An 18,887-nucleotide genomic window follows, 5' to 3' on the forward strand; every position below is an offset into this window, starting at 1 on the left:
TTTTGGCCTGCCCCTTGACAGCGCCCTGCCCTATTCCGCAGCCGTACCTGCCTCAGCCTGTTCATCCGGCGCATTGGGATCACCCGGCGCGGTCTCGCAGCCCAGATCCGGGAAATTGACAATCCGCATGCCCTTGAAATCGGTGCGCACGACCAGAAGCCCGCGTTCCTCAAAATAGGTGATGAGCCTGCGCGCCCGGCTCAGCGAATGCGTGCCATAGGCGCGCGCCAGTGCCGCATCCGACGGGCATGGCGCACCAGTCACTGCAGCCTGCGCGACAATCAGGAACACGCCCTGCACATCATCGGTGAGGCTTTCCGACAGTTGCAGCGCCTTTTGCCACGTGTCGCTTTCCGCCACCTCGCCTGCAATGCTGGCCTGCGCGACAGCCAGCCTGCGCCGGAAGGCCGGCAAGGCCAGTGGTTCGCCCGGAACACGGTGAATGCGGCAGCGCACCAGAAAATCCTGATAAAGCACGGCCACCGAACGGAACGGCGCTTCCGGATCATCAACGATCTCGCGCATGACCTTGTCGAGCAGTTCTTCGCGCTCTGCCTCGACAATATCCGGGAAAAGCGGGGCCTGTTCCGGCTCTGCCTCAGGCTTCGGTTTTGCAACCTGTGCCAGAATTTCTGCCGTTGAGGGTGGCGGCGGCGGTGGGGGCGTGCGGCGCACGACGGTGCGGATTTCTTCCGGCGCCGGCGTGAAGATCAGTTCGCGTGCATCATCCGGCGCCTCCGGCAACGGCATCAGCTTGGGCGAAGATGAACGCGCCGAAGTTTCAACCTTGCCAATGCGGATCGGCAGCGGACGGCGCGAGAGCGCTGGCCCAAGCGCCACAAAATGCCCGCGCTCAAGATCGCGGAACATTTCCGCCTGCCGTCGTTCCATGCCAAGCAGATCGGCCGCACGCGCCATGTCGATATCAAGGAAAGTGCGCCCCATCAGGAAGTTGGAGGCTTCCGCAGCCACATTCTTGGCAAGCTTGGCAAGACGCTGGGTCGCGATCACCCCAGCAAGGCCGCGCTTGCGCCCGCGGCACATCAGATTGGTCATGGCGCCAAGCGAAAGCTTGCGCGCTTCATCCGACACTTCACCGGCTGCGGCTGGCGCAAAAAGCTGCGCTTCATCGACCACAACCAGCATCGGGTACCAGTAATCGCGTTCGGCATCGAACAGCCCGCCGAGAAAGGCCGCCGCCGAGCGCATCTGCTGTTCGACATCCAGACCTTCCAGGTTGAGCACGACGGAAACGCGGTGCTGGCGAATGCGTCCGGCAATGCGGGTCAGTTCCGCCTCGCTGCGGACTGCATCCACGACAACATGGCCAAAACGGTCGGCCAGCGTGACAAAATCCCCTTCCGGATCAATCACGCATTGCTGCACCCATTGCGCGCTCTGTTCGAGCAGGCGGCGCAACAGATGCGACTTGCCGGAGCCGGAATTGCCCTGGACAAGAAGGCGCGTGGCGAGCAGTTCTTCCAGATCAAGCATGGCCGGTTTGCCGCCGCCAAGTGCCGCCGTGGCCGCACTGCCGCCCGCAACTGTACCCATGTCGATACCGACCTGCATCTCGCCTCCCGGGAATTGGTTGAAATCATTGCGAAGACATGACGACTCGCAAGCCGAGCCCGTCCACGGGGGAACCGCTTAACATTTTTGTTTGATGTGATACCACCCTTGATGGGTAAAAGCCCACAGAAGCTCTCTTGCGACTTGCGTTGGATGGCCCTTTGCTCTATAGCACCGCCATCCGCGTAGACACCCTTGGAGGCAACGCGGAAATGAAACGGCCCGGCCTGTCAGACATGAAAGGCTGAAGGGGCTGTTTCATGTCGTTTGCTGTTTCAGCCTGAAGCGGTCGGACGACTCTCCAGCAACTTTGAAAGGACATGCCATGAGCAAACCATATGTGCTCAAGGCCGAACTGCGTACCCGGGTAGGTAAGGGGTCCTCCCGTGAACTGCGTCGCAACGGCCTGATTCCTGCAGTCATCTATGGCGACAAGCAGGAGCCACTCCCGATCGCTGTTTCCTACAAGGACATCTACTACAAGATCCATGGCGGCGGTTTCAAGACCACGGTTGCCACGATCGAAGTAGATGGCAAGAAGATTCAGGTTCTGCCGAAGGACTATCAGCTCGATCCAGTCCGCGACTTCCCGCGCCATGTCGACTTCCTGCGCGTTTCCGCAAAGTCGGTTGTTCATGTCAACGTTCCGGTTCACTTCAAGAACGAAGAAGCCGCTCCTGGCATCAAGCGCGGTGGCGTTCTCAACGTCGTTCGTTACGAAGTTGAGCTGATCGTTCCTGCCAATGCAATTCCGGACGCAATCGAAGTTGACCTCACCGGCCTCGAAATCGGTGACACGGTTCACATTTCGGCTGTGAAGCTGCCGGAAGGCGTCACCCCTGCCATCCAGGACCGCGACTTCACCATCGCCACCATCGCAGCGCCGGCCGGCCTGAAGGCTGACGAAGAAGCTGCTGGCGAAGAAGCAACCAAGGAAGGCGAATAATCGCTTTCTGAAGGCAGGAGGAGCCCATCCATGCTGCTCATTGCAGGTCTTGGCAATCCGGGCTCCAAATATGCGCATAACCGGCACAATATCGGTTTCATGGCGGCGGATGAAATATTCCGCCGCCATCGCTTTTCCAACTGGCAGAAGAAATTCCAGGCCGAAATCGCCGATGGCGTCATCGACGGCGAAAAGGTGCTGCTGATCAAGCCGCAAACCTTCATGAACCTCTCCGGTCAGGCGATTGGCGAGGCCATGCGTTTCTACAAGCTTACCCCGGCTGATCTTGTCGTCATCTATGACGAGCTTGATCTGCAGCCCGGCAAGTTGCGGCTGAAGACCGGCGGCGGCTCTGGCGGCCATAACGGCATCAAATCCATCGATGCCCATCTGCAATCCTTCCCCGGCGGACAGAATTACCGGCGCATGCGCCTTGGCATTGGCCATCCGGGTGCGAAAGAACTGGTGCATAATCATGTGCTGGGCGATTTCGCCAAGGCTGATCAGGAATGGCTCGACAAGCTACTTGGCGCTGTCGCAGACAATATCGGCCTTCTTGCCCGGCACGAGGATTCAAGCTTCATGAACCGCGTGGCGCTTGCCATGGGCGACGGCAATCAGCGACAGAATGGCAGCAAGGCGGACACGCAACCAAGGCCTGCGCCGAAAGCGCAAAGCCATATCCGTCAGGCGCGCCAGATCAGGCCAGACCTCCCGCAAAGCGGCCCGATGGCGGAGATGCTGAAAAAGCTTTTTGGCAAAAAAGATTAGGCTGCTTTCAACCGCACAGCCTGTGTGCCTCTTGACGCTTCCTATCTCCATGTCGCATAGCGACAGCAAATCATTCTATTCAGACAGGTGAGATCATGGGTTTTAAATGCGGCATCGTTGGTCTGCCCAATGTTGGCAAATCGACGCTCTTCAACGCGCTGACTAAGACAGCCGCGGCACAGGCTGCAAACTATCCGTTCTGCACCATTGAACCGAATACGGGCGAAGTTGCGGTTCCTGATCCGCGTCAGGCAGAAGTGGCTCGTATTGCCGGCTCAAAGGAAATCATCCCGACCCGCATCAATTTCGTCGATATTGCCGGCCTCGTGCGCGGTGCATCGAAGGGCGAGGGTCTTGGCAACCAGTTCCTCGCCAATATCCGCGAGGTTGATGCCATCGTGCATGTGCTGCACTGCTTTGAAAATGACGACATTACCCATGTCGAAGGCCGCATCGATCCAGTCTCGGACGCACAGACGGTTGAAACAGAACTGATGCTGTCTGACCTTGAAAGCATCGAGCGGCGCATCGTGCAGATACGCAAGCGCGCAACCGGCAAGGACAAGGAAGCACTCAACGTCCTGCCGGTCATGGAAAAGGCGTTGGAGCTGTTGCAGAACGGCCAGCCCGTCCGCATGATGCTGAAGGACATTTCGCCTGAGGATCTCGTCATCCTGAAGGGGCTTAATCTCCTCACCTCCAAGCCCGTGCTTTATGTCTGCAATGTCGCCGAAAGCGATGCAGCCACCGGCAATGAATTCACCGCTGCCGTGGAAAAGATGGCCGCCGAGCAGAGCGCGGAAACCGTCATCATTTCAGCGGCAATCGAGGCTGAGGTGGCCCAGCTTCCCGATGAGGAGGCCAAGGAATATCTGCAGGCCATGGGCCTTGAAGAACCGGGCCTCGACCGCCTGATCCGCGCGGGCTACAAGCTGCTTGATCTGATTACCTATTTTACCGCAGGGCCAAAGGAAACCCGTGCCTGGACGATCCGTCGCGGTACCAAGGCCCCTGCTGCTGCCGGTGTCATCCATACCGATTTTGAACGCGGTTTCATCCGCGCCCAGACCATCGCCTATGAAGACTATATCAAGTATAATGGCGAAGTCGGCGCCAAGGAAGCAGGCAAGGCACGCGACGAAGGCAAGGAATATGTCGTCCAGGACGGCGATGTGATGCTGTTCCGCTTCAATACCTGATTGATCGGGCTGCTCCTTGCAGCGGCCCTTTCTTTGTCGCTTCATCGGAGGAGTTCAGGGTGACAGGATCCCAACCGGAATATGCTTTTGAAGACATGGTGGAGGGGCTGAAATTGCCCTTTGGCGCGCATCAGGTCAGCAAGGAAGCCATTATCGAATTTGCCAGCATCTATGATGCGCAACCCTTTCATCTGGACGAGGAAGCCGGCAAGGCAAGTGTTCTGGGCGGTCTGGCTGCCTCTGGCTGGCATACGGCCGCGCTGGTGATGCGCATGATTCATGATGCCTATCTCGGCAGATCCCGCGTTCAGGGTGGGCCCGGCGTCGAATTTCTGCGTTGGAAGCGTCCGGTCCTGGCCGGTGATACGTTAAGCGGTGTTTCCACGGTCATTGAACGACGCGTACTCAAATCACGCCCCCATCTCGGACTGGTGCGCTTTTACCATGAAGTGGTCAATCAGAACGACATGGTTGTCTGTGAAATGCAGAACCCCGTCATCTTTGAGCTGCGCGATCAACCGCAGCCGGGAGCCGCGCAATGAGCACGTTTGACAACTATATCGGCAGGGAAGTCGTGCTCGGCGAGCATCTCTTCACCGCCGACGACATCATCACCTTTGCCTTGAAATATGATCCGCAGCCGTTTCACACCGATCCGGAAGCCGCCAGAAATTCCCTGTTCGGCGGGCTTTGCGCTTCCGGCTGGCACACAACGGCCGTGTTCATGCAGCTCAATGTCGAATTCATCAAATCCGTTATCAAAGAGTGCATCAGGAATGGCGAAACGCCGCCAACATTCGGCCCCTCGCCTGGCATTGAAAATCTGAGCTGGATAAAGCCGGTCTTTGCCGGCGACAGGCTTACCTATTTCCAGAAGGTAGTTTCCGTGCGCCCGCTGACCTCGCGACCGGGCTGGTCAATGATCGCAATGACCCCCCGCGCCATCAATCAGCATGGCGAGGATGTGCTACGCTTTGACAGCGCGGCCATGATCAGGCTGCCCGCATAGACAGGCCCGGCATTGCCGGGCTTTGCCTTGACGCATCTCCGCAGCGATCAGTCACCTTCAAATGCAACCAGCGTGCGCACCGGAATGCCTAGTGCTTCCAGTTTCCTGCGTCCGCCAAGATCCGGCAGATCGATGATGAAACAGGCGGCCACGATTTCCGCCCCCATCTGCTGCAGGAGCTTGGCCGCAGCCTCCGCCGTGCCGCCGGTTGCAATCAGATCATCGACCAGCACGATGCGCTCTCCCTTGTTGATGGCGTCGCGGTGCATTTCCATTTCGTCAATGCCATATTCCAGACTATAGGCTATGCGCACCGTATCGCGCGGCAGCTTGCCCTTCTTGCGGATCGGCACGAAACCGGACGACAACTGATGCGCAATCGCGCCACCCAGAATGAAGCCGCGCGCTTCAATACCTGCAACCTTGTCGATGCAGTTGCCGGCAAATGGATAGACCAGCTCATCAACCGCGCGCCGAAAAGCCTGTGCATCCCCCATCAATGTGGTCACATCACGAAACTGCACACCCGGCTTCGGATAATCCGGGATCGTTCTGATTGCGTCCTTTAATGAGGCTTTAAAACCAGCTTCCATTGATGTGTCCTTTCCAGTGCAACGCGCGCATGACAAATCGCGGCCATGAGCTGCGTTGCAGATTTTACTGGTTGTCTTCAATCACGATCAGGGCGACGCGCCAATATAATTCTCGTTCAAATCTGCCTTATCAATAGGGCGTCCTGGGCAGCGCAGACAGAGTACAAGGATTAAATGCCCGCAGTCAGGGAACATGCCGCGGATTTGAAGAGGTAACTGTCAGAAGCAAAACCCCTCGTTTTGGATTGCTGTCAAAACGAGGGGGGCTGATCAACTGAAGGCGCCCTGGAGCGCCCTTTCAATGTCCGGACAAGTTTTAGTGCTTCTGGTCAGACCAGATCACGCGCTTGGTGATATAGGCCAGAGCCGCAAACAGCGCCAGGAATATGATGACGCGGAAGCCGGTACGCTTGCGTTCTTCCAGATGCGGTTCAGCTGCCCACATCAGGAAAGCGGCAACGTCACGTGCATACTGGTCAACCGTCTGCGGCGTGCCGTCATCATAGGTCACCTGATCGTCGCTCAATGGTTTTGCCATGGCGAGCGACTTACCTGACATGAAATACGGATTGTAATAGGTACCTTCCGGAATCTGCATGCCAGCTGGCGGCTGCTCGTCATAGCCCGTCAGCAGAGCATGGATATAGTCCGGGCCAGCTTCGTTATACTGGGTGAATATATCGAAGATGAAGGTCGGAAAACCACGCTCGACCGCACGTGCCTTGGCGATCAGCGAGAAATCTGGTGGCACGGCACCATTATTGGCGGCAGCCGCAGCATTGGCGTTCGGGAATGGCGACGGGAAATGATCCGTCGGGATTGCCTTGCGGGTGAACATTTCACCATCCGCATTCGGGCCATCCTGCACTTCATATTCAGCCGCAAATGCCTTTACCTGCTCTGGCGTATAGCCAAGCGCTTCCAGCGTCCGGAATGAAACGAGGTTCAGCGAATGGCAGGCCGAGCAGACTTCCTTGTAAACCTTCAGACCACGCTGCAGCTGTGCCTTGTCATAGGTGCCGAACGGGCCGGCAAAGCTCCACTCTTCCTGTGTCGGCTTCTTGATCGGGAAATGCGTCGGTTCGGCAGCATCGTCCGAAGCTGACGCACCACCCATGGTGATCCCGAGCGCAACCAGCGGAGCAAGACCGAAAGCAGCGATATTTTTGAGGATGTTCTTCATAACTACGTCCTTCATGCTCTCGCTGTATCAGCTTCCGATTTTCACAGGAGCAACGCTGCTCTTGTGCTCGCTCTTTTCCAGAACCGCCTCGGTGATCGAGTTCGGCAGGCGTTTGGGCGTTTCAATCAGACCGAGAACCGGCATGATGATCAGGAAGAAAGCGAAATAGTAGAGCGTGCCGAACTGCGCCAGCGTGGTGTAGATGCCTTCTGCCGGGCGGGAACCAAGCCAGCCGAGAAGAATGGCGTCAGCCACAAAAAGCCAGAAGAACAGCTTGTACCAGGGACGGTAGACGGCCGAACGAACCTTCGACGTATCAAGCCATGGTACGAAGAAGAGAATAGCGATCGAACCGAACATGACCAGAACGCCACCAAGCTTGGAGTCGATCGGGCCAATGTTGAAGGTGATGGCGCGCAGCATCGCATAGAATGGCAGGAAGTACCATTCAGGCACGATATGGGCCGGCGTTTTCAGCGGATCAGCCGGAATATAGTTGTCCGGATGACCGAGGAAGTTCGGCATGTAGAAGATAAAGTAGGCAAAGACGATGAAGAAGACCAGCGCGCCAAAGGCATCCTTGATGGTTGCATAAGGCGTAAATGGTACCGTGTCGGTCTCGGACTTGACTTCAATGCCGGTCGGATTGGTCTGCCCCGTCACATGCAGCGCCCAGATATGCAGGACGACAACGCCCGCAATCATGAACGGCAACAGATAATGCAGCGCGAAGAAGCGGTTGAGCGTCGGATTATCGACAGCAAAACCACCCAGCAGAAGCTGCTGGATCGGCTCGCCGATGATCGGGAAGGCCGTAAAGAAGCCGGTGATGACGGTTGCGCCCCAGAACGACATCTGGCCCCAAGGCAAAACATAACCCATGAAGGCCGTTGCCATCATCAGGAAGAAGATGACCACGCCAAGGATCCACAGAAGCTCACGTGGCGCCTTGTAGGAGCCGTAATAGAGGCCGCGGGCAATGTGCAGATAGACTGCGATGAAGAAGAACGACGCACCGTTGGCATGCATATAGCGGATGAGCCAGCCGGAATTGACGTCGCGCATGATGCGCTCGACCGAATTGAACGCGATGGTCGTCTCTGCCGCATATTGCATGGCCAGAACGACACCGGTCAGGATCTGCGCAACCAGCATGAAAGTCAGGATGCCACCGAAGGTATACATATAGTTGAGGTTGCGCGGCGTCGGATAGGCCACGAATGAATCATACATCAGACGCGGCAGAGGCAGGCGTTCGTCCACCCATTTCTCGATGCCGGTCTTCGGTGTGTATGTGGAGTGTCCACCACTCATATTATCTCTCCCCAAGACCCATTAACCGATCTTGATGACCGTATCGGAAGTGAAGGTGTATTGTGGAATGTGCATGTTTTCCGGCGCCGGTCCGGAACGGATACGTCCTGCCGTATCATAGGTCGAACCGTGGCATGGGCAGAACCAGCCGCCAAAGGAGCCGGATTCACCCAGCGGCACGCAACCAAGATGCGTGCAGACGCCAATCATGACAATCCAGTTTTCCCGTCCCTCACCCGCAGAGCGGGCCAGATCGGTTGCCTCTGCGTCAAGCGGAAGATTGGCATTGCGCGCTGCGATGTCCTTCAGCTCAGACAGGGCAGTCGCCTTGGCCTCTTCGACTTCCTTGGCAGTTCGGTTCCGGATGAAAACCGGCTTGCCGCGCCATTTGACGGTCAGCGACGCGCCTTCCGCGAGCGAGGAAACGTCGACCTCAATGGATGCGGCAGCAAGGGTGGAAGCGTCGGGACGCATCTGGTCGATAAACGGCCATGCCAAACCACCGACGCCAACGACACCCGCCATTCCTGTCGCAATATACAGAAAATCACGCCGTGTCGGCTCAGCCGTGTCGTGTGCGCTCACGTGCCAATTCCTTTTCAATCTGCATGTTCAATTGAACTCTCCCCTCGTCTTGCTTGCACCCAAGCACAGATGCCCCACGGGTACCCGCGAGACGATATTCCCTCCATTTCAGCTATCGGTTTATGCGGGTAAAAATGGCTTGTCCAGCCACCAAGCCCCGGGACGGCACCATGTCGCAGGCGTTTGAGCCCTTCCTGCCTGCAAGTCGCCGCCCGATGAAACAGGCAGGCAGCGTTCAGACATCATTTCAGCCCGTGCGCTCAATTCCCAGAAATCCGCCGGATTGCCGCATCCACAGGCTGGCATAAATGCCGCCAAGCGCGATCAGCTCGTCATGGGTTCCCTGTTCGACAATCCGCCCCTTGTCCATCACCACCAGACGGTCGAGGGCGGCAATTGTGGAAGACGATGCGCAATGGCAATCACCGTCTTGCCCTGCATCAACTGCCTGAGATTTTGTTGAATTGATTCTTCCACAGCCGAATCGAGCGCGGATGTCCCCTCATCCAGGATGAGAATGGGCGCATCCTTCAGAATGGCACGTGCAATGGCAATGCGCTGGCGCTGGCCGCCGGAAAGCTTTACCCCGCGTTCCCCAACATAGGCGTCATAGGCGCGCCGGCCTTGAAAATCTTCCAGACTGGCGATGAATTCGTCCGCCTCGGCCTGTTCTGCTGCCCGCAACAGATCGGCTTCGGAGGCGTCGCTGCGCGCAAGCATGATATTGTCGCGCAGGGAACGGTGCAGAAGCGCGGTTTCCTGGCTAACCACGGCAAAGGCAGAACGCAGGGAAACCTGCGTGACATCGCGTATGTCCTGCCCGTCAATGCGAATGGCGCCCTTCTCCACGTCATAAAGTCTGAGGATCAGATTGACGAGGGGTGATTTGCCCGCACCCGAATGACCAACCAGTCCGATCCGCTCACCGCCGCGGATCGACAGATTGATACAGATTGATATTGTCCAGCACACCCTTGTTCTTGCCATAGTGAAAGGTCACGTCCTCGATATCGATGCGCCCCTCGCCGACATGCAATGCCGTGGCGCCCGGCCTGTCCTCAAGCCCCAGCGGAGCCGAGACGAGATGCATGGAATTCTCAATCAGCCCGAACTGGCGCAGCATGCCATTGAGCTGCATCATCAACCGCCCAAGCAGCATGTTGAGACGCAGCACCAGCCCCAGCGTGAAAGACACCTGCCCAACCGTAATGGCATCACGCGTCCACAGATCGATCGCGATGGCGGCAACCGCCACGATCATCACGCCGGAAAGCGCCGTGAGCGACACGCGCATGCCCGTCAGCGTGCGCATGAAGGGAAACAGTGCCTTGAGATAGCGTTCAAAGCCGTTGCGCAAATATTTCTCATCCGCATCGGGCGTATTGAGCTTGATGGTCTGGATATTGGAATAGCTGTCGACAATGCGGCCATTGATCATCGAGCCAGCCTCGGCCGATGCTTCCGCCGCCTTGCGCACCCGCGGCAGATAATGTTTCGCAATCACTCCGAAGGCTGCGATCCAGATGAGGACGGCAAGCGCCAGACGCCCGTCGAGCTGACCAACCAGAATGAGCGTCGTCAACGTATAGACGACGAAAAACCACACCACCTGAATGAAGGATTCAATCAGATCGCCAGCGGCCTGCCCGGCCTGCCAGACCTTTGTGGCGATGCGTCCGGCAAAATCATTCTGGAAAAAGGCATAGGACTGGCGCAGCACATAGGCATTGGCCTGCCAGCGGATGAGATTGTAGAAACCGGGCGACAGGGTCTGATCATCGATCAGCGTCGTGATGGCGGTAAACAGCAGGCGACCGACCAGAACCACCAGCGCCATGCACAGAAGCTCCGGCCCCGCGAGTGCAAGCAGGCTCTGCCAGCTGCGCTCCGCGCCAGCGCGGCCAAGCTGGTCGAGAATATCGACAAGCCGCCCGGTGAAATAGAACAGCCCGGCCTCGACCAGCGACACCAGCCCGCTGGTCACGAGTGCAGCGGCAATCGGCCATTTCGCCTGCCGGGCATAGTGCCAGAGAAAAGCCAGCGTCGTTGCCGGCGGGCGCAACTGCTCCGGCGTACGAAACGGATCAATCCAGCGCTCAAACCAGCGGTAAACCATCAGCGCCGTTCCCCGTCTGTGTTCCACCCGGTTCTTCTTCCGTATCAAAACCCAGGAAACCGCCAGACTGGCGCGCCCAAAGGCTGGCATAAATGCCCCCACGTGCAACCAGTTCCTCGTGCGTGCCATCTTCGACAATGCGCCCCTGATCCATGACGATCAACCGGTCGAGGGCTGCGATGGTGGAAAGACGATGCGCAATGGCGATCACGGTCTTGCCCTCCATCAGCGTATTGAGACTGTCCTGAATGGCAGCCTCCACCTCTGAATCAAGCGCCGAAGTTGCCTCATCCAGGATCAGGATTGGCGCATCCTTCAGCATGACCCGCGCAATGGCAATGCGCTGGCGCTGGCCGCCCGACAGTTTCACGCCACGCTCGCCGACATGGGCATCCAGCCCTTGTCTTCCCTTCATGTCTGTCAGCATCGGAATGAACGTATCGGCCTGCGCCTGTTTCAGGGCGCGTTCGACCATTTCCTCGCTCGCATCCGGGCGACCATACATGATATTCTCGCGCACCGAGCGATGCAGCAGCGAGGTGTCCTGCGTCACCATGCCGATATTGGCGCGCAGCGAATCCTGCGTGACCTTTGATATGTCCTGCCCGTCGATCAGGATGCGTCCCTTTTCCAGATCGTAGAAACGCAGCAGCAGATTGACCAGTGTCGACTTGCCGGCACCGGATCGGCCAACCAGCCCGACCTTTTGTCCGGCCGGTATCTTCAGCGTGAGATCATCAATGACGCCCCTGCTCTTGCCGTAATGGAAGGAAACATGGTCGAATTCGAGCTCGCCCCTGGTTACCTTCAGCGGCTTGGCATCCGGCGCATCCACAACCGTATGCGCACGCGAAATGGTGGCCATGCCGTCTTCCACTGTTCCGATATTCTCAAACAGGGCCGATATTTCCCACATGATCCATTGCGACATGCCGTTGAGCCGCAGCGCAAGGCTGATCGAAACCGCCACCGAACCAATCGAGACAATATCGCCCATCCACAGCCAGATGCCGATGGCGCCAACTGCAAACAGCAACAGGCAGTTGATGCCGTAGAGCGAGAAAAAGAACATCGTCACCATGCGCATCTGGCGATGCACCGTGTCGAGAAAAATATCGAGACTTTCGCGCGCATAGGCCTCTTCGCGCGCAGAATGCGAGAACAGCTTGACGGTGGCAATATTGGTGTAGCTGTCGACAATACGCCCGGTCATGGTGGAGCGCGCATTGGCCTGTTCTTCGGAAATGACACGCAGCCGCGGAATGAAATAGCGCAGCAAAAACAGATAGGCCACCAGCCAGGCCGCGAAGGGAACCATCAGCCGCCAGTCTGCCGCAGCCGCAATCAGCAGCGTGCCGGCAAAATAGACCACGACGTAATTGACCACGTCGAGGAGCTTCATCACCGTTTCACGCACCGCAAGCGCGGTCTGCATCAGCTTGGTCGAAATGCGCCCGGCAAATTCATCCTGGAAAAACGCCATCGACTGGCGGATGAGATGGCGATGCATCAGCCAGCGTATCCGCATCGGATAATTGCCAAGCAGCGTCTGGTGGATGATCAGCGAATGCAGCAGCACCACCCCCGGCAGAACCACGAGAATGAGGCCCGCCAGCAAGGCAAGCCGCCAGCCCTCATTGGCCAGAAATGTCTCGCGCGTCTGGTTCGACAACCAGTCGACAATATTGCCGAGAAAACCGAACAGCGACACCTCGATGATGGCGATGATCGACGTGAGCACCGCCATGGCGATGATCCATGGCCAGGCGCCGCGCGTATAATAAAGACAGAATGCAACCAGCGAACGTGGCGGCGTTTCCGGTATCTGATCGGGATAGACTTCGAGTCGATTTTCAAACCACTTGAACATGGCGTTCCTTTTAGGGCAGTTCCATGAAAAGTGGAAACCGCTTTTCCATCCGCAACTGCGAAAAAACAACAGGTCGGGCAATCCAGTCTTTCCCTGAAAAGCTGAATGGCACAATCGCAAAACGGGATTGCAATGATTTAAAAACAAACCGGAGCAGGAACGCATCGTGTCATCACGCTGCCAATGCGGCCAACGGGGCTTGCCCGGCCTGAAATTTCGCGCTAGGCGCCGGACATGGATTTACGTGTCGCCCTTTATCAGCCCGATATTCCCGGCAATACCGGCACCATATTGCGCATGGCCGCCTGCCTCGGCTTTGCCGTTGATATTATCGAGCCCGCCGGTTTTGACATTTCCGACCGCGCCCTCAAGCGCGCCGGCATGGATTATCTCGAACAGGCAGCCCTTACCCGCCATGCAAGCTGGCAGCATTTTGACGACTGGCGCAGGGAAAACGGCCGGCGCATCGTGCTGTTGTCGACCAGGGCGGCCCTGCCCTATACGCGCTATCAGTTCCGGCCCAATGACATCATTCTGTTCGGGCGGGAATCCGCCGGTGTTCCCGACATGGTGCATGAAAGTGCGGATGAACGCCTCATCATTCCGATGGTGCCCGGCACACGTTCGCTTAATCTGGCCGTGAGTGTTGCCATGACCGCAGGCGAAGCATTACGACAGTTGCACGCGCCCGGTTTCTGATCTCAATCCGCCGTTGGCAGGCGGCGCATGGTAAATTCGATCACATCATCAGGCCGTTCGCACCAACTTTCAATCTCTGTCCAATAGGCAGCCCTGGGAAAATTGTCGAACCATTCCCGTGCCTTTTGCCGTGCGGCAAGACTCGGCAGGATGAAGGTCTCGCGCACATAGCCATCGCGTGGCAGACGGCCCCTTGCCTCACGGCTTTTCGCCAATTGCCGGCGCAGGCCATCAAGCGGTGGGCGGGCCGATGGCGGCTTGGGTGGTGATGCATTCATGGCCATACCTCCCTGCAGAAAAGACTGTCCATCTTCCTGTCACAGGATAAGGTTGCATGCTCCGTTTGACGAGTCTTTTCTGGGGAGAGCAGACTGGTCCTGCCCCGATCCTGCCCCTTGCGCTTTGCGCAAACCAAAGACTTTGCTAAGCCTTTGCATAATGACGACCAGGGCGGATAAGAGTCCGAAAGGAAAGACAATGCAACGCGATGCTATTCCTGCATTCATCCCGCATGACATTGAAGACAAGAAGCGGGCGGCGCAGGACTGGTTTGCGGAACTGCGCGACCGGATCTGCGACAGTTTTGAAAAGCTGGAAGACGAATTGCAAGGACCGCTCAGTGACCGCGAACCGGGACGTTTCGTGCGCACCCCATGGCTGAAGGACGAGGGCAAGGGCGGCGGCGGCATCATGTCGATCATGCACGGGCGCGTGTTTGAAAAGGTCGGCGTCCATGTCTCGACCGTCTATGGCGAATTCTCGCCGGAATTCCGCAAGCAGATTCCGGGGGCCGAGGAAGATCCGCGCTACTGGGCAAGCGGCATTTCGCTGATCGCCCATCCGCAAAATCCCAACGTGCCTGCCGTCCACATGAATACGCGCATGGTCGTGACAACCCGCCAGTGGTTTGGCGGCGGGGCAGATCTGACTCCCATGCTCGATCGCCGCCGCACGCAGGAAGACCCGGATACGGTTGCCTTCCACAAGGCCTTCCGCTTCATCTGCGAAAAACACAAGGCCATTGTCGATTATCAGCACCTGAAGGACTGGTGTGACGAATATTTCTTCCTGCCACACCGTAATGAACCGCGTGGCATTGGCGGCATTTTCTATGACTGGCTGCATTCCAGCGAAGAAAAGGGGGGCTGGGATGCCGATTTCGCTTTCACGCGCGATGTCGGACGCGGCTTCTCGGTGGTCTATCCGCATCTGGTACGGCAGAATTTCAATAAGGACTGGACGCAGGCAGACCGTGATGAACAGCTTGTCCGGCGCGGACGCTATGTAGAATTCAACCTGCTTTATGACCGCGGTACGATCTTTGGCCTCAAGACCGGCGGCAATGTGAATTCGATCCTGTCGTCCATGCCGCCAGTGGTGAAATGGCCCTGAACCAGAACAAGAATGAAAAGGCGGGGTGACCCGCCTTTTCATGCCTTCGGCTGATTGCGCAGCCTTTCCGCTTCCGCGTAGAATTTCTTTTCCCACGCGCTGTGATTGTCCATGCCTTCACGGATGAAAGGCGTGAAGATCGCCAGATTCATCAGGCACCAGTTGATGAAATTGGCCGGGAAGCGGGTTGGCTTCACAAAGTCCACGAACAGGACCACGCGGGTCTTGTCGGTGTGGTTCCATGCCTCATGTTCATAGGCATCGTCAAAAATCAGCACCTTGCCCTCTTCCCAATGGCAGACCTGTTTGTCGACGCGAATGGCCATCTGGTCGCGCGGCTCCGGCACGATCAGGCCAAGATGCAGACGCAGCACGCCATTATAGGGGCCGCGATGCGGCGGCAGATGCTTGCCCGGCTCGAAGATCGAGAACATCGCGGTCTTGAGCCCCGGAATCTTGTTCACGATGCGCCATGTTTCCGGGCATTGCTTGATGTTCTGTTCCGACTTCACGCCAAAGCCCAGCAGGAAGAAGGTCTTCCAGCGATTATCGGTCGAGATGGTTTTTACATCTGTCGAAATATCATGGAAGGATGGCAACTCATTCTGACGCAGCAGGATCCTGTCCAGCTCCTTGCGGATCAGGGGCCATTCCTTTTCAATCTCGGCTGCCCAGGAAAAGGTCGCATTGTCATAGACAGGCGGATTGCCAAGCTTGGCATATTTGAGATTAAGCCGCTCTGCCCAGGCCACAATGCTCATGAAAAACCGCGTGATGCGGCTTGGGCGATCCATCGGCGCAAGGCCTTCAGTGCTGAAAGACTGTTTTGGTTCGGACTCGTTGACAGCAGAACTATTGGACTTCGACATTCTCAACTCTTTCAGAAGAACACTCCGCATTCTGGTGATCCAAAAGCGGCACAATCTTTCGGGGAAACGGGACTAGGCTGTTCAGAGCAAACTGTTCTGGTCAAGTTTGTCCAAAAGCACCCGCCGGTCAAGGCCAAAACCCGAATCGATCCATAAAGTTTCAAGCCTGCGCAGTGCAGCGCCCAGTTCCGGGCCCTTGCTGAAGCCTTTCTGCAAAAGATCAGCACCCGTGACCGGAAAGGCCGGCGCCTGCCAGTTTTCGGCCAGCTGCAACAGCCGCGCATAATTGCCTGCCCTTATCAAGGCGTCATTATCGGCTACTGCCGCCTGACGCGCAGCCGCATAGGCAAGGCGAATCCGGTCAAGCACGGCCTGTCGCTGACCACGATAGATACGCAGTTTCAGCGCCTGTTCGGAAAGCGTGGACTCAACCTTGTCGGCCGCAGCCCAGGCTTCAAGCCGCATGCGTTCGGCATTGGACATTTTGAGCCTCTGGCCGAGCGCCTTCATGCGTTCCGCATCAGGAGGCAGCAGGCTTTCCAGCCGCAACAGGCAATCAACCGGCCAGTCCAGATCGTTTTCAGCGCGGATCAGGCCATGGATGGCATCAATGCCCCATTTCTCGCTTTCCGGCAGGACCTCGGTCAGCACGCCCGCCTGCCGCATCCACAACAGCGCACGTGAAGGATCTTCGGCCGAAAGCAGTTTTTTCAGTTCCGCCCAGATCCGCTCTGCCGAAAGCTGACGGATCCCTTCGCGCAAACGCGCACTTGCACGCAAGGCATCGCCATCCGGCCGGCCTGCGCCATACCAGGCATAGAAGCGGAAGAAGCGCAGAATGCGCAGATAATCCTCGCGAATGCGCTGTTCGGCATCGCCAATGAACCGCAAGGTGCGCGTTTCAATATCAGCCAGCCCACCAACATGATCCACCACCGTGCCATCAGCCTTTGCGTAAAGCGCATTGATGGTAAAGTCGCGCCGTTCGGCATCGACTTTCCAGTCCGTACCGAAGGCAACCTGCGCATGTCGGCCATTGGTCTCGATGTCCTGCCGCAGCGTTGTCACTTCAAATGGCTGGCCATTGACCACAACCGTCACGGTCCCATGCTCAATACCCGTTGGCACCGGCTTGAAGCCGGCCGCTTCCGCCAACCGCATCGTCTCCTGCGGCACATGCGTGGTGGCCAGATCGACATCATTGACCAGCGTTCCCAGAAGCGTGTTGCGCACGGCCCCACCCACCGCGCGCGCTTCACCGCCATCCCGGTTCAGCGCTGCAAACAGCGCCTGCAGGGATTTGTCATGCAGCCACGAGGCCTTGCCGGAAATATTCACGGTCTCGCTCAACGATAGAGCCTTTCATAAAGTCCGCGGATGATCCCCGCAGTAATGCCCCATATATAGCGCTCCTGATAGGGCATGGCATAGAAATAACGCTTCTGCCCATTCTCAAGCACGCGACTAGCTCTTATGTGATTTGCCGGATTCATGAGAAAGGAAAGCGGCACTTCGAATATGTCTGCCACCTCGACCGGGTTCGGTTTCAGCTCGACAGGCGTCCTGACGACTGCCAGAATCGGCGTGATCGAAAACCCGCTGCCGGTCAGATAGCGCGGCAGGTAACCGACAATATCAGCCCGATCCTGCGCAAGCCCAATTTCTTCGTCTGCCTCGCGCAGGGCAGCATTTTCCGCTGATCCGTCTTCAGGATCGATCGAGCCACCCGGAAAGGAAATCTGGCCGGAATGCTGGCGCAGATGCGCCGTGCGCTGGGTCAGAAGCACCGTTGCCTCTTCGCCGCGATCAACGACGCCGATCAACACCGCCGCTTCGCGCATCGGCCCTGTCGTCACGGTCTGGAGGAATTCCGGGTTGAGAATATGGTCGCCCGTCAGGTCAGCATGATCCGGTTGCCAGCGCCGCACCCGTTCGGCAAAGGCGGCGGCAGAAAATGCGTTCTTGTGCAGGTTCGATGGCCTGTTCATTGCAATGCTGCCTCAAGTGCTGCCACCGGCATGACCGGAAAGACCACCCCACCCGATCTGATCGCGAACATGCGCTCACCATCCACGTCTATTTCTTCACCAAGTGCAACCAGATCATACATGACGGCGCGTGTGGCCAGCGCCTCCAGCCGGCCGCGTATATTGATATAGGGTTTGAGGCCGCCGCTTGCCGCATCAATGACGAAACGCAAAGGATGGTCTGCGCCTGCCTCCACCACATCGCCAACATTGGTGCGGAAGGTCAGAACCTGTGTCCCGCCTTCGCCGCGTGCCTGCATTTCCACCGCGATGAAATGGGCATCCTGAACGCGGATGCCAACCTTTTCAACCGGGGTGACCAGATAGGTCCTGCCGTCCTCATCCTTGCGCAGCACGGTCGAAAACAGTCTGACCAGCTGTTTGCGCCCGATCGGCGTGCCCATATAATACCAGCTGCCATCTGCCCTGATTTCCATGTCGATATCGCCACAAAAATCGGGGTTCCAGCGTTCGACCGGCGGTATGCCGCGCTCCCTGCTCGACGGGCCGGAGTTTGCATCCGCATGGGCACGCGCAATCAGGGCTTCCAGCCCGCCCATTCCCTGCGCTGTGTGCAGTGAAGCCTGTTCATGCGTATTATTGCCGGGGGTGCCATTCTTCATCCGACTCGATTAATCCTGTGCGATAGAAATTTCGTAGCATAAGTCATGAAATAGTCACCGTTTCGCGGATTGTCAGTATATAAAAGCAACCAAGACAAAACGTCTGCGTTGATTTCCAG

General features: G+C 57.5%; 18 protein-coding genes and 1 pseudogene. 7 read left to right on the forward strand and 12 right to left on the reverse strand.

Going from position 1 to position 18,887, the window contains the following annotated elements; all coding sequences use genetic code 11:
• Positions 1-30: 30 nt before the first annotated feature.
• Entirely contained in the window at positions 31-1,572 is a 1,542-nt protein-coding gene (locus ACFO1V_RS06505) for a helicase HerA domain-containing protein (RefSeq protein WP_374832885.1), read from the reverse strand.
• A gap of 325 nt (positions 1,573-1,897) precedes the next feature.
• On the opposite strand from ACFO1V_RS06505, the gene ACFO1V_RS06510 reads away from it, so the two are divergent.
• The 5 genes from ACFO1V_RS06510 (at position 1,898) to ACFO1V_RS06530 (ending at position 5,497) form a co-directional block, all read left to right on the forward strand.
• Positions 1,898-2,518 carry a 50S ribosomal protein L25/general stress protein Ctc gene (locus ACFO1V_RS06510; RefSeq protein ID WP_374832883.1) on the forward strand — a complete coding sequence of 207 codons (621 nt, stop codon included), beginning with the start codon at positions 1,898-1,900 and terminating at the stop codon, positions 2,516-2,518.
• Between the two features lie 30 nt (positions 2,519-2,548).
• On the forward strand, positions 2,549-3,289 hold the full coding sequence (gene pth, locus ACFO1V_RS06515; protein WP_374832881.1) for an aminoacyl-tRNA hydrolase: 741 nt from the start codon (positions 2,549-2,551) through the stop codon (positions 3,287-3,289).
• 95 nt (positions 3,290-3,384) lie between these two features.
• Positions 3,385-4,488, forward strand: coding sequence for a redox-regulated ATPase YchF (ychF, locus tag ACFO1V_RS06520; RefSeq protein ID WP_374832879.1), 1,104 nt, complete (start codon positions 3,385-3,387; stop codon positions 4,486-4,488).
• A 59-nt stretch (positions 4,489-4,547) separates the two neighbouring features.
• Positions 4,548-5,030 (forward strand): MaoC family dehydratase, encoded by a 483-nt coding sequence (locus ACFO1V_RS06525; protein WP_374832877.1) that lies wholly within the window; start codon positions 4,548-4,550, stop codon positions 5,028-5,030.
• Positions 5,027-5,497 carry a MaoC family dehydratase gene (locus tag ACFO1V_RS06530; protein ID WP_374832875.1) on the forward strand — a complete coding sequence of 157 codons (471 nt, stop codon included), beginning with the start codon at positions 5,027-5,029 and terminating at the stop codon, positions 5,495-5,497. The genes ACFO1V_RS06525 and ACFO1V_RS06530 overlap by 4 nt, the downstream gene beginning before the upstream one ends.
• A 47-nt stretch (positions 5,498-5,544) precedes the next feature.
• Here the strand turns inward: ACFO1V_RS06530 and ACFO1V_RS06535 are convergent, their stop codons facing one another.
• The 6 genes and pseudogenes from ACFO1V_RS06535 to ACFO1V_RS06560 all read right to left on the reverse strand — a co-directional run bounded on the left by ACFO1V_RS06535 (position 5,545) and on the right by ACFO1V_RS06560 (position 13,158).
• A complete protein-coding gene (locus tag ACFO1V_RS06535) occupies positions 5,545-6,090 on the reverse strand; it encodes an adenine phosphoribosyltransferase (RefSeq protein WP_374832873.1) in 546 nt (181 codons plus the stop codon).
• Between the two features lie 316 nt (positions 6,091-6,406).
• A complete protein-coding gene (locus ACFO1V_RS06540) occupies positions 6,407-7,273 on the reverse strand; it encodes a cytochrome c1 (RefSeq protein WP_374832871.1) in 867 nt (288 codons plus the stop codon).
• 27 nt (positions 7,274-7,300) lie between these two features.
• Positions 7,301-8,587, reverse strand: a complete 1,287-nt coding sequence (locus ACFO1V_RS06545) for a cytochrome b (RefSeq protein ID WP_374832869.1) — start codon at positions 8,585-8,587, stop codon at positions 7,301-7,303.
• Positions 8,588-8,608: 21 nt separating this feature from the next.
• The gene (petA, locus tag ACFO1V_RS06550; RefSeq protein WP_374832867.1) at positions 8,609-9,172 is read right to left on the reverse strand and encodes a ubiquinol-cytochrome c reductase iron-sulfur subunit; all 564 of its coding nucleotides are present in this window, start codon (positions 9,170-9,172) and stop codon (positions 8,609-8,611) included.
• A 247-nt stretch (positions 9,173-9,419) separates the two neighbouring features.
• Positions 9,420-11,288 (reverse strand): annotated as a pseudogene (locus tag ACFO1V_RS06555) (ABC transporter ATP-binding protein).
• On the reverse strand, positions 11,269-13,158 hold the full coding sequence (locus ACFO1V_RS06560; RefSeq protein ID WP_374832865.1) for an ABC transporter ATP-binding protein: 1,890 nt from the start codon (positions 13,156-13,158) through the stop codon (positions 11,269-11,271). Before ACFO1V_RS06560 ends, ACFO1V_RS06555 begins: the two are co-directional and overlap by 20 nt.
• A gap of 234 nt (positions 13,159-13,392) precedes the next feature.
• On the opposite strand from ACFO1V_RS06560, the gene ACFO1V_RS06565 reads away from it, so the two are divergent.
• Positions 13,393-13,857: a tRNA (cytidine(34)-2'-O)-methyltransferase gene (locus ACFO1V_RS06565; protein WP_374832863.1), complete on the forward strand. Its 465-nt coding sequence runs from the start codon at positions 13,393-13,395 to the stop codon at positions 13,855-13,857.
• A 2-nt stretch (positions 13,858-13,859) separates the two neighbouring features.
• Here the strand turns inward: ACFO1V_RS06565 and ACFO1V_RS06570 are convergent, their stop codons facing one another.
• Positions 13,860-14,135, reverse strand: a complete 276-nt coding sequence (locus tag ACFO1V_RS06570; RefSeq protein WP_374832861.1) for a hypothetical protein — start codon at positions 14,133-14,135, stop codon at positions 13,860-13,862.
• Between the two features lie 199 nt (positions 14,136-14,334).
• On the opposite strand from ACFO1V_RS06570, the gene hemF reads away from it, so the two are divergent.
• The gene (gene hemF / locus ACFO1V_RS06575; protein WP_374832859.1) at positions 14,335-15,249 is read left to right on the forward strand and encodes an oxygen-dependent coproporphyrinogen oxidase; all 915 of its coding nucleotides are present in this window, start codon (positions 14,335-14,337) and stop codon (positions 15,247-15,249) included.
• Positions 15,250-15,287: 38 nt separating this feature from the next.
• Here hemF and olsC read toward each other — a convergent pair whose 3' ends face one another.
• The 4 genes from olsC to ACFO1V_RS06595 form a co-directional block, all read right to left on the reverse strand.
• A complete protein-coding gene (olsC, locus tag ACFO1V_RS06580) occupies positions 15,288-16,118 on the reverse strand; it encodes an ornithine lipid ester-linked acyl 2-hydroxylase OlsC (protein WP_374832857.1) in 831 nt (276 codons plus the stop codon).
• An 81-nt stretch (positions 16,119-16,199) separates the two neighbouring features.
• Positions 16,200-17,468: a CCA tRNA nucleotidyltransferase gene (locus tag ACFO1V_RS06585; protein WP_374832855.1), complete on the reverse strand. Its 1,269-nt coding sequence runs from the start codon at positions 17,466-17,468 to the stop codon at positions 16,200-16,202.
• Positions 17,465-18,106, reverse strand: a complete 642-nt coding sequence (locus tag ACFO1V_RS06590) for a CoA pyrophosphatase (RefSeq protein ID WP_374832853.1) — start codon at positions 18,104-18,106, stop codon at positions 17,465-17,467. The genes ACFO1V_RS06585 and ACFO1V_RS06590 overlap by 4 nt, the downstream gene beginning before the upstream one ends.
• Positions 18,103-18,768: a DUF1285 domain-containing protein gene (locus ACFO1V_RS06595; RefSeq protein ID WP_374832851.1), complete on the reverse strand. Its 666-nt coding sequence runs from the start codon at positions 18,766-18,768 to the stop codon at positions 18,103-18,105. The genes ACFO1V_RS06590 and ACFO1V_RS06595 overlap by 4 nt, the downstream gene beginning before the upstream one ends.
• Between the last annotated feature and the right edge of the window lie 119 nt (positions 18,769-18,887).

The organism is Daeguia caeni (genome assembly GCF_042653845.1).
GTDB classification, from domain to species: Bacteria; Pseudomonadota; Alphaproteobacteria; order Rhizobiales; family Rhizobiaceae; genus Brucella; species Brucella caeni.

Coding starts and splice junctions, on each gene's coding strand:
- ACFO1V_RS06505 (WP_374832885.1), bottom strand. CDS start 1,572: ATGCAGGTCGGTATCGACATGGGTACAGTTGCGGGCGGCAGTGCGGCC.
- ACFO1V_RS06510 (WP_374832883.1), top strand. CDS start 1,898: ATGAGCAAACCATATGTGCTCAAGGCCGAACTGCGTACCCGGGTAGGT.
- pth (WP_374832881.1), top strand. CDS start 2,549: ATGCTGCTCATTGCAGGTCTTGGCAATCCGGGCTCCAAATATGCGCAT.
- ychF (WP_374832879.1), top strand. CDS start 3,385: ATGGGTTTTAAATGCGGCATCGTTGGTCTGCCCAATGTTGGCAAATCG.
- ACFO1V_RS06530 (WP_374832875.1), top strand. CDS start 5,027: ATGAGCACGTTTGACAACTATATCGGCAGGGAAGTCGTGCTCGGCGAG.
- ACFO1V_RS06535 (WP_374832873.1), bottom strand. CDS start 6,090: ATGGAAGCTGGTTTTAAAGCCTCATTAAAGGACGCAATCAGAACGATC.
- ACFO1V_RS06540 (WP_374832871.1), bottom strand. CDS start 7,273: ATGAAGAACATCCTCAAAAATATCGCTGCTTTCGGTCTTGCTCCGCTG.
- ACFO1V_RS06545 (WP_374832869.1), bottom strand. CDS start 8,587: ATGAGTGGTGGACACTCCACATACACACCGAAGACCGGCATCGAGAAA.
- ACFO1V_RS06560 (WP_374832865.1), bottom strand. CDS start 13,158: ATGTTCAAGTGGTTTGAAAATCGACTCGAAGTCTATCCCGATCAGATA.
- ACFO1V_RS06565 (WP_374832863.1), top strand. CDS start 13,393: ATGGATTTACGTGTCGCCCTTTATCAGCCCGATATTCCCGGCAATACC.
- ACFO1V_RS06570 (WP_374832861.1), bottom strand. CDS start 14,135: ATGAATGCATCACCACCCAAGCCGCCATCGGCCCGCCCACCGCTTGAT.
- hemF (WP_374832859.1), top strand. CDS start 14,335: ATGCAACGCGATGCTATTCCTGCATTCATCCCGCATGACATTGAAGAC.
- olsC (WP_374832857.1), bottom strand. CDS start 16,118: ATGTCGAAGTCCAATAGTTCTGCTGTCAACGAGTCCGAACCAAAACAG.
- ACFO1V_RS06590 (WP_374832853.1), bottom strand. CDS start 18,106: ATGAACAGGCCATCGAACCTGCACAAGAACGCATTTTCTGCCGCCGCC.
- ACFO1V_RS06595 (WP_374832851.1), bottom strand. CDS start 18,768: ATGAAGAATGGCACCCCCGGCAATAATACGCATGAACAGGCTTCACTG.